This window comes from Heliobacterium mobile, assembly GCF_009720735.1.
Taxonomy (GTDB): Bacteria; Bacillota; Desulfitobacteriia; order Heliobacteriales; family Heliobacteriaceae; genus Heliobacterium; species Heliobacterium mobile.
Genome location: NZ_WNKU01000049.1, coordinates 1 through 9,278, shown reverse-complemented (window position 1 = coordinate 9,278; position 9,278 = coordinate 1). Strand labels below are relative to the sequence as shown.

13 protein-coding genes and 1 pseudogene are annotated in these 9,278 nt (G+C 39.1%); 9 read left to right on the top strand and 5 right to left on the bottom strand.

Going from position 1 to position 9,278, the window contains the following annotated elements; translation table 11 throughout:
• Nucleotides 1-85 precede the first annotated feature (85 nt).
• Together GJ688_RS21145 and GJ688_RS18800 are read right to left on the bottom strand one after the other, a co-directional pair.
• The gene (locus tag GJ688_RS21145) at nucleotides 86-214 is read right to left on the bottom strand and encodes a hypothetical protein (RefSeq protein ID WP_268892116.1); all 129 of its coding nucleotides are present in this window, start codon (nucleotides 212-214) and stop codon (nucleotides 86-88) included.
• A 222-nt stretch (nucleotides 215-436) separates the two neighbouring features.
• Nucleotides 437-778: pseudogene (locus tag GJ688_RS18800) on the bottom strand (transposase); the annotation flags it as partial.
• A gap of 89 nt (nucleotides 779-867) precedes the next feature.
• On the opposite strand from GJ688_RS18800, the gene GJ688_RS18795 reads away from it, so the two are divergent.
• The 3 genes from GJ688_RS18795 (at nucleotide 868) to GJ688_RS18785 (ending at nucleotide 2,446) form a co-directional block, all read left to right on the top strand.
• Nucleotides 868-1,233 carry a hypothetical protein gene (locus GJ688_RS18795; protein ID WP_155478051.1) on the top strand — a complete coding sequence of 122 codons (366 nt, stop codon included), beginning with the start codon at nucleotides 868-870 and terminating at the stop codon, nucleotides 1,231-1,233.
• A gap of 45 nt (nucleotides 1,234-1,278) precedes the next feature.
• Entirely contained in the window at nucleotides 1,279-1,587 is a 309-nt protein-coding gene (locus GJ688_RS18790; protein ID WP_155478050.1) for a hypothetical protein, read from the top strand.
• Between the two features lie 211 nt (nucleotides 1,588-1,798).
• Nucleotides 1,799-2,446, top strand: coding sequence for a hypothetical protein (locus GJ688_RS18785; protein ID WP_155478049.1), 648 nt, complete (start codon nucleotides 1,799-1,801; stop codon nucleotides 2,444-2,446).
• A 491-nt stretch (nucleotides 2,447-2,937) separates the two neighbouring features.
• Here the strand turns inward: GJ688_RS18785 and GJ688_RS18780 are convergent, their stop codons facing one another.
• Both GJ688_RS18780 and GJ688_RS18775 read right to left on the bottom strand, forming a co-directional pair.
• A complete protein-coding gene (locus GJ688_RS18780) occupies nucleotides 2,938-3,723 on the bottom strand; it encodes a class I SAM-dependent methyltransferase (protein ID WP_155478048.1) in 786 nt (261 codons plus the stop codon).
• A 44-nt stretch (nucleotides 3,724-3,767) separates the two neighbouring features.
• Complete coding sequence (locus GJ688_RS18775) at nucleotides 3,768-4,646, bottom strand: nuclear transport factor 2 family protein (protein WP_155478047.1); 879 nt, start codon at nucleotides 4,644-4,646, stop codon at nucleotides 3,768-3,770.
• 101 nt (nucleotides 4,647-4,747) lie between these two features.
• Between GJ688_RS18775 and GJ688_RS18770 the strand changes: the two genes are divergently transcribed.
• The 5 genes from GJ688_RS18770 (at nucleotide 4,748) to GJ688_RS18750 (ending at nucleotide 7,779) form a co-directional block, all read left to right on the top strand.
• On the top strand, nucleotides 4,748-4,939 hold the full coding sequence (locus GJ688_RS18770; protein ID WP_155478046.1) for an ATP-binding protein: 192 nt from the start codon (nucleotides 4,748-4,750) through the stop codon (nucleotides 4,937-4,939).
• A 452-nt stretch (nucleotides 4,940-5,391) separates the two neighbouring features.
• A complete protein-coding gene (locus GJ688_RS18765) occupies nucleotides 5,392-6,477 on the top strand; it encodes a two-component system sensor histidine kinase NtrB (protein WP_155478045.1) in 1,086 nt (361 codons plus the stop codon).
• 16 nt (nucleotides 6,478-6,493) lie between these two features.
• Nucleotides 6,494-6,709: a hypothetical protein gene (locus GJ688_RS18760; RefSeq protein ID WP_155478044.1), complete on the top strand. Its 216-nt coding sequence runs from the start codon at nucleotides 6,494-6,496 to the stop codon at nucleotides 6,707-6,709.
• A gap of 434 nt (nucleotides 6,710-7,143) precedes the next feature.
• Nucleotides 7,144-7,305 (top strand): hypothetical protein, encoded by a 162-nt coding sequence (locus tag GJ688_RS18755; RefSeq protein WP_155478043.1) that lies wholly within the window; start codon nucleotides 7,144-7,146, stop codon nucleotides 7,303-7,305.
• Nucleotides 7,306-7,320: 15 nt separating this feature from the next.
• On the top strand, nucleotides 7,321-7,779 hold the full coding sequence (locus GJ688_RS18750) for a hypothetical protein (protein WP_155478042.1): 459 nt from the start codon (nucleotides 7,321-7,323) through the stop codon (nucleotides 7,777-7,779).
• Between the two features lie 74 nt (nucleotides 7,780-7,853).
• On the opposite strand, the gene GJ688_RS18745 is transcribed toward GJ688_RS18750, so the two are convergent.
• A complete protein-coding gene (locus GJ688_RS18745; protein ID WP_155478041.1) occupies nucleotides 7,854-8,477 on the bottom strand; it encodes a CBO0543 family protein in 624 nt (207 codons plus the stop codon).
• A gap of 212 nt (nucleotides 8,478-8,689) precedes the next feature.
• Here GJ688_RS18745 and GJ688_RS18740 point away from each other — a divergent pair, with 212 nt between their 5' ends.
• A complete protein-coding gene (locus GJ688_RS18740; protein WP_155478040.1) occupies nucleotides 8,690-9,172 on the top strand; it encodes a hypothetical protein in 483 nt (160 codons plus the stop codon).
• The last annotated feature ends 106 nt before the right edge of the window (nucleotides 9,173-9,278 follow it).

The following is a 9,278-nucleotide window of genomic DNA, read 5'->3' as shown; positions in this document are numbered from 1 at the left end:
CTTTGGAACACCTCGTATGTTATCAGGGGGTGCTTTCATTTTCAAAGCGCCAATTTATTCATTACAGGAATGCTCCTTTCATTGACTAACAACCGTCGCCCATGTACCCAACGCCAATAATCGCTGGATAGAATGCTCCGATAACAATGAGAGCAATTACTAGGCCAACAACTGTTGAAAAACCAACATAACCTCCGCCAACCGCACAACCCATTCAGAACTCCTCCTTTCACGTTGAATGAGGCATTACCTATGATTCCATTTTATGGAATGCGCATAATTAGTGTGAAAGAAAAAACCGCCGGGAATCGCTTCCCAGCGGTCAAAGATTGTCGCTTTCGCCATTTTGATTATCATCATCGCCATCCTTGGTACCCACTATTACTTACTTTATGGAAAAGGTGTACAAAACCGTAATATAAGAAAAAACCAGACGAATCTGTTTTTTCGTCATCTTTTCCGACGTGGATGGCCGACCGAGTTTCGGGCCGCTTAGGCGGATTCCATGTCTCTTGCAATATTAGAGGTTTTCTCGGCTTCGGTAGCTCTTATCGGCTTGGATTACCTCGGGATAATTGCCGTATCGTCGAAGATAGGCTTCTACCGATTCAATCATAGTGTTTCCTTCACTAAATAACTCCCAGTCCAGTTTTTCTATCCGCGTATACCCGTTGAATAGACTGATGGCGGCCTTGGCTTTTCCCCGAACAATGGGTCTAACATGCGGTTGATGGATACTCATGATCCGCTTTTCTACCCGCTGTGTCTTATGGGCATACTGGCAGCTGTCGATTTAATAAAGATGGCTGCCTGTTTTTTCTTCTTTTTAATTTTTCTTATTGCAGTGAAGGATATGAAAGATGACTGTTGAAATTAGAAGTATCTGTTTGGGATTTTATTGGTTTAAAATTGGATGTGTACAAGGTGTTGACGGATTATAAAAAAGTTACTATGGAAACATGGTCTGCTAGTCTAACGGATGATGATAACTATGATACTGTTTTCGCAGTAAAGACGATTAATCCAACTGTGAAAAAAGTAGTTGTTTCAAACGATGGAGATTACTTAAATCGATTAACGCTGGAAGAAGTAAAAAATAAGTCTACAATTTATGTGGAAATGGATATAGATAATGGGTATGCATTGCATTACTGCCAGTTGAAATCAGATATCGGTAGTTTTGTGTTTCGTGGGTTGAACGAAAAAAGAGAAATTGTTCAGGCAACCTATTAAATCATTATATTAAGCCATCTTTTCCTTTAGGGGGTAAATTTAATAGTGGAAATAAACTTTGCTCTTTCAAAAGAATATCAAGATTTTATTTTACGGAATGAACGACCATGGGAATTAACATGGGTTCCTTGTCCCAGATGTGGCTCTAAAAGAGTTATTTTCAAAGCAAAATCCGAAGGCATCATGTTTGTACTGAAATACATCTTATGGTTTGTACTTATTCTTGCTTCTGGGATTTTACCAGGTTTAATTTATTATGTATGGTATTTCAGAGTAAATCCTTTTTTAACTAGAGACTTCCTTTGTAGAGACTGTAGATTACAATGGACAAAAGAAAATATGATGCCGAGTTAGCCTGGGGTGATTCACTTGCCTTCTATTATTGACATCATCACTATGCTGGTCATTTTGACAATTGTATTTTTTTGTTGGATATTCCTTGAGACACTTCGTCTATAACTGCCCAGCCTGTGATCTCGCGGCCATTACGTGCCAAGCTGTGGGCCAATAGCATTATTACCGTCTAATGATGACATTCGTGAAAAACTGTGGGAAGGTAGTATAGATGGAGAGTATTCTTTTTATTTGGACTAAGTTAAAAAACTTAACACGCTTGGAAAAACTATTGATTTCAATTACACTTATATTTTTCTTATGGCAATTATATTTTAATATTTACAAATTAACACTATACTTCGAGTACAAAAACTATCTTGCGGTTCAATATCCCGATAAGACATTTCATGTAAAGTGGGTAACCTACGATCCTATTAAAGGACGGTATTATTCAAAAGCACTCTGTAACGAGGATGGGATTGAATTTCATGTTGGCGGAAATTACGATAGTTATTTGCAAAACAAAGATACCAAAGAAATGAGAGATTTAATCGATACCTGCTTTATAAACGAAGAAGTAAAGAATTATACTTATGGAATTTACGGAGACAAAGAACTCCAAGAGGATGATCATCCTCAAAAATACAACTTTAACGTGTATTTTAACTATAACATGATAAAAGACGATGAAACATTAGCAAATAAATCGATTGAAATAGTAAATATCCTTAAAAGAAATAACCTCGAAATCAACAGTATTAGCTTTTCATCTGAAAGAGAAGGTCATCTCATTGAATTCTTACTAGAACAAGGCGACATAAATAAAAGTGCGAACGAAATACGAAAGTTGATTCGAGTGAAGAAAAGAGACATATAAGCTACCTTTTAGGTGAAATCTTTGACCTCGGAAGAATCCCGCCATTCGTTCAGAAGTTTTTAGTTTCATTGGGAAAATTATTCTACTTCTTGGTTTTCTGTGGTAAACCCTATTTTTGTATTTTTTTATTCAAATTCTCAGATACCGACTGAATTATAGGAGAAAAAAACGCAAAAAAGCCAGGACTGCTCATCCTGGCCTTAATTGTTTCCTCAATATTTTACTACTTCAAACCCAGTAGGCGTCACGTTAGGCGTCGAATCCTAACCTTAGTCAACGCTAACATTACGATACCCCAGCTAACTCATGGTCGGGGCGACAGGATTCGAACCTGCGGCCTCGTTAAGGTTGTTTCATTAACGTTATTCAACAGGAGGTGTACAAGGGCGACCATATAAGTTCATGTTCTCACGAGCCACCGGACCGCCAAACAACAATCTCTCAGATTTTCCGGATAAGACCGCAGTAGCGGAGGTGTAGGTTTAGCAGGGTTATTTCTTCTGGGCGAGTATGTACACGAATCCGGTTAGGGTTTCGTGATGAATTATCTCGAAGCCTAATTTTTTAAATTGTTCTTTAATCCATATAGATGTAATTCGTAACTTTTTATAATAACTTTTATAAAGTTTCCAACCATGATGCTCCTTCATGTAAATCATATCATGGACGAATACGCTATTTTCTGTATACTCTAAAAAGGTGGTCATTATTTTGTTATCGTCATTTTGGACAGGGATAATTCGGTCTAGTCCCAATAACTCCATTGAATAGTCTCTGAAAGAAATTAAAAACTTACCTTTTTTCCGCAGGTTTTCTAAAACGTTGCTAAATAGACGCTCTATTTCTCCAAAGCTATCTAAGTGGCTTAATGTATCGCCCATACAAATAATTAGCTCCGAGTCCATTGCATATCTTGCGAAGTCAAGTAAGTTTGCCTGTATGGTTGTTATTTTATGATTTCTAGAATTACCTTTTAGTTCGTCTAGTAAAGTCTTGTTTAGATCGATACTCAAAACTTCGAATCCTAACATAGCGAGGGCTACAGATTGAAATCCAGAACCACATCCAAGGTCAATTGCTTTGTTGCACGGATTCGGATAAATACCCAAATCTTGAAATAAAGACGTATACTCTTCAACTTTTTTCCGATAGTCTCCGAACATCCAAGTGTAATTCTTCGCCAATAAAGACTCATAGTGCTTTTCAAATGAATAAGTGCTATGGTCCGATACAGAAGCATCTAAAACAGGTGCTTTACGAATAAACAGGATTATCACCTTCTATGCAAACTTTTATTCGTTCTCTAACAAAGATCGAAAAATTAACTATAATCTGCAATATATGAGATTTTACCCTCTGAAAAACGGTATACGGATTTTCCCGGAAGATTCAGAGTCTCGCCAGCCTTCAGGCTCTCAGAAAAATCAACAGCCAATATACCCTCAAAGTTTATCGTAACTTCGGCAGTATCCCCTTGGAATGTAATATCGGAAATACTTTGCTTCCTCGACTTAAAGAGAGAGACAGACTGTACAGCTATTTTTTTGAAATCCTCAATACCTTCAGTGAACACATTCCGTTCGCCGTTTGAGTAATTTTCAAAAATTATATTATCGTGCAATAAGGATACCATCCCATCAACGTCAAAAACATTATAGGCAGCTATAAAAGACTCGATCAGAAACATATTTTTAATTCTTCTAATTTGGCTAGTATGTCGTTCTTCATGTTCAACGTTAAACCTCAACCACTGATATATGTTTAATTCACCGAAGATAAGGTGAAAGAAAGTGAGCTTTCCTAAATCGAATGGGGCTAATTCCGGAATATGGTGTAATATGTTGGCATGGATTAGCTCTAGCTCGGTCCATGCAGTATCGAAAGAGATTTCTTTTTCGGGAAAAGTTTTTACTGGTGCACTTACCTTTTCTGGTAAAGAAGGTAGGTTCGTATCCCAGTTTGCAGTTCCTTGAAGGTTCAGTGTTTCTTTATTAGCTTTCTTAATAAGCTTTTCAAGAATGCGACTAACGGACGTTTGAACGAGCGATAAATGGGCACATACTTCTGAAACTGACCAATAGCCATCGATAGGTTGTTTTTCACGAAGTGTATAAGGGACGGCATCGATCTCTACTTTTAATTTCCGTCTAGTGTCGACATACAATTCGATAAGGTTCGAAAGGTAGGGCGGTAGGCTCAAATAAAACACCCCTTAAAAGCCAATAGTTTCTTAGTACACTTTTTCCCTTACGGACTACTCTCCATAGAATATTTTACCTTAAAATCCGTTAGATTAACATCTTGTCTAGCAACTACCAACGAACGTCCATCATCATTACCTCGAATAAGAGCTTTGAAGAGTGGACCGAAGTCTTTGGCGATAACGTCATCACCACGGCCATTCTGGATCGGTTAGTGCACCATAGCGAACTCTTCTCCCTCACGGGTGACAGCTACCGCATGACGCACCGGAAAACCTTTTTGACCGCATAGCGATCTTCCGGGCAAATCCGGAGAAGTATCCACAAAGCCTCTTTGTCCAAGCCGGTCAGTCATGGCGGTTCGGGCACCCATTGGCCAAGGTGACGAAGCATCATTGCCTTATCTTGATCAGCGGGGTGCCCGAACAACCCTGAACTCCAACCGTAGTGGACAGTAAAAAACAATAAAAAACGGCCATGCGAAGTGGCCAAAAAAGTCCAAAATTAATGTCCTTTTTCGACCAAAACTATTGACCGATCACACGTCCATCTTAATAGCTTGAAATGTCCCAATTACCTATGAAGGTCTTCCTAAAACCAGCGGCTCTAGTGGGGGAGTAAGTCAACAATGTCTTACTAATGCCAAAAACTTCTAAGTTTAGCGATCTTAATGACATAATTTGACACCGTTCGCATGGGATGTACTGTATAATGCTGTAAGAATTAATCGATAGAGGTACATTCATGAAACGTAAATTTCGGCGTCTAAAGCAGAATCGTTTAATGCAACTGGAATCTGCATTACGTTCTTCAGAGGAACGATTTTATAAAGTCTTTCATGAAAATCCTGCTATGGTCTCAATGATTTCCGTTTTGGATGGAGTTTATTTTGATGTGAACCGAAGCTGGTTAAGCATAACGGGATATAAGAGAGAAGAGGTAATCGGACGGTCAATTTTTGAACTGGATTTTCTTATCAGCTTTAATCAATCAAGAGATGGTTTTTTCGATGAAACGAATAAGGGAAGCGAGATTATCTTTCAAACAAAAGATAAAGAGCGGAGAATTGGTCTCCAATCCAGTTCGATTATTAATATTGATAGGAAGGACTACGTTTTGGCTATAACCTATGATATAACCGACAAAAAAAAGATGGAGAAAGAGCTTAGTCGATTAGACCGTTTGAATCTTATTGGACAACTTGCCGGTGGTATTGGTCATGAGATTAGAAACCCGTTAACTACGGTAAAAGGCTTTCTTCAATTGATGCACCGTAAAGATGAGCTTTATGATTTCCACGAATATATTGACTTAATGATTTCGGAACTTGACAGAGCAAACTCGATAATAACCGATTTTCTATCCCTCTCGAAAACAAAGAACATGTTTCAATCGCCTGAAAACATTAACAGTATTATTCAAAAGATGTTCCCTCTTCTGCGAGCCCACGCTTTTGCCGCAGACAAACAGATTGATCTAGTCTTGGACACCGTTTCCGAAATACTCGGAGATGAAAAGGAATTACGCCAACTAATACTCAATTTGGTCCAAAACGGTTTAGATGCGAGTCTTCCCCGACAATTCGTAACGATTAAGACGTACATGGATGAAAGTAATGTAGTGTTACAAATTATCGATCGGGGGAAAGGGATACCCAAGGAGATTCTCGATAAAATAGGGACCCCGTTTTTTACCACCAAAGACCACGGAACTGGGTTAGGCTTGGCGGTTTGCTATGGTGTCGTGGAACGACATCGAGCAAAAATCCGTGTTGAAACAAGTGAAAAAGGGACATCGTTTATCATAGTTTTTCCTCAAAATAATATGTAAAAAGAAGGGAAATTCGATGAAGGAAGAAATGGAGAAAATCTTAAAGCAAATCTATTTTAAAAGGCATCAAGCCAGACGTCTTCTCGTTACCCGTCGCAACAACGAAGCAATCCATTTATCACGGGAGATTGATGAATTACTAAATGAGTTTTACTGTCTAAAACAAATCGAAAGTTCAAGCTATAAAAGATATGAGCGGAGTAACCCTGCGTTAATAGGAAATTGGAATTAAAATTACAAGCGTCCGGCCCCACCAATGCCGAACGCTTTTTCTTTTGTTTTAATGTAAAAAGAAGGAAATGCACCTGGCCACATCGAATAATCACTCGCCAAATGTTGGAAGAGAGTGATTCCTGCCGATGAAAAGCGAAGCAGATAAACTTCTGAAACTAATCCACAAAAAACGCCACGAAGCCTCCGAACTCCTGCTGACCCGTAGAATTAACCAAGCGATCTTAGTATCCCGTGAAGTAGACCGGCTACGGGAAGAATATGCCAAGCTAAAGCACTACACCCAATCAAATCGAAGGCCGTACAATCGCCGTTTCTTCGGAATATCCTTTAAGGAAAAGTGTGGCCCCATATCGATAGGCTCACGCTTCAATCTGTTTACCATCGGGCAAAATAGATTACGGATAAGTCAATACTGTCGAAAGGGGAGAAGAGATGCCCGCAGTTGATACCGACATCGAACGCCTTTTTCTCACCGACGTAAAAGAAAAGAAAACCACAGCCTCCGGTATCCGTGGCCGTGCTTCCCGACTGGGCCGTGTCGGCAGCATGGATATCATGGGGTTAGCATATCCACCTTTTTCTTGTTTATACTAGACACCAGGTGATTGGATGAAGTATATCTATGGGCTATTCAAAACTTCGCTAAAGACGGAATTAGCTGTGTATGCTTTACAGGAAAAAGGGTTTGTCAGCGATTTGGTAAAAGTAGTCCCCCTTGACGCATGTGTTAAAGGAAAACCAGTATTAATTGACGATATGTATAAATCCGATGGATTAAGTTTATTTGACGGCATGGCATTTTCGGCCACTGTATTTATGTTGCTCGGTGTCATTTTCGGTTCAATTTTATATATCGGGTCAATCACAGTTGGACTTTTTGGATTACTTCTAGGGGCTGGTTTTGGATATCTGATTGATAAATCAATTAGAAAAAGGCAGCATCGTACCGATGCCAGGCTTATAGGGGAAATCCTTTTATCCGTTGAATGTAAAACAGATGAAGAAATAGCGACCGCAGAGACAATCTTAAGAGAATTTCAGGTGGTTGCGTTGGGTAAGTTTTCATAGATGAGCGTGAAATTTACAGTCGATAAAAAAGCGTTCGCCTACCCACGCCAAACGCTCTCAATAAAAGACGATTCCTATTCATTCTTATCATCTTCAAAATGCTTTCTAGCGGGGATTATAGATGGACGAAACAAAGTCGACGGGTTACGAATGCCTTCCTCACCAAACTGTTTTTTCATGACAAGCAAGAATACGTATCTAACGACTAGGCCATTTATTACACCTAGCGGAAGATAATAGTATACCTTCCAAGCAAAGAGTTGCTTGACGTTAAAATACAAGAATAAGGGATTTATAACGAACGTATACACACCGCTGGCAATAACCGAAGCAACGAAAAAGGAACGCCAGTTATTGGTATACTGGTAAGCCAGCATAAATAAAATGGGCAGAATCGTATAGTCAACCGGAAAAGGAGCTGGGCTAATCGGGACGAGCCTGGTAAAGTACTGCCATAATCCAAAATTTACGGCTACCGTGTCGACAATAGTGGCTGATACGGTGATAAACGAACCGAATAATAACATCTCAATTAGTCTTTCTTTATCGAGGAGTTTCCACCATAAAATATAAAACACTACCAGCATCCCGACTAGAAGCCACCAACCCGACGAAAATAGCTCCGAACCAAAAAAGTGTTGTAATGATGTTTGATTAAAATCGACCCTAGTCTGTCTCAATAGTTGATCCGTAGGCACTTGGTTCCCCTCGCTTCATGATTGCACTTGGAACATAGGATGCTCATTAAACTGGTTAAATATTACTTAGAGAGAAACTAACGAAACTCTTTTTTCGCTCCTGCACTATAGCGAAGACGTCCCTTATTGCCTTACCGACCATGATTGGATATTGAATATAACCTGTTTGAAAAGTAAATCCTACGTGGAGCACAGACCTTGTGGAGGATAATATGAGTAATCAAGTGTTTTCATGGATACTACTCATCGTACCCTGGTTAACGATTTTATTCATGAAAGAGGAAGATAGAAAACGTTATATTCCATCAGCTTTATTCACAGCCGTTACAAGTGGAATCATCTATCAGCTAGGAATGATAGCTAATCTTTGGTATTTCGGAGATGTAAATTTCCCGGTCATTATGTATGGCCTTTTTTCAATAGCCGCAATATGGGTACTAAAGTTTACGTATGGACGCTTTTGGGCGTATATAATCACGAATGCTATCCTCGATTTGGGATTCGCCTTTCTTTTATTCCCTTGGTTTGGTAGAAGAGAAATAATAGGCGTAGGTCCGTGGACCGGTTTATTTGTATATTCAATAAATTTTTTTCACTCTGCACTAATATACGGATTTCAACTGTGGCAAGATGATATTAATAAGACAGCAGATGTTTTTGTCAACCAAAAAGTGATCCACTTTGATCACGAATAAAGTGATCCACGTTAGCCATCTCAACTTCCAATATTAGGTTAGGAATTCTGCATATTACCCTTTTCTATCCTTCGCATACTTTGACGGAAGCGATAAGATTGCCCGT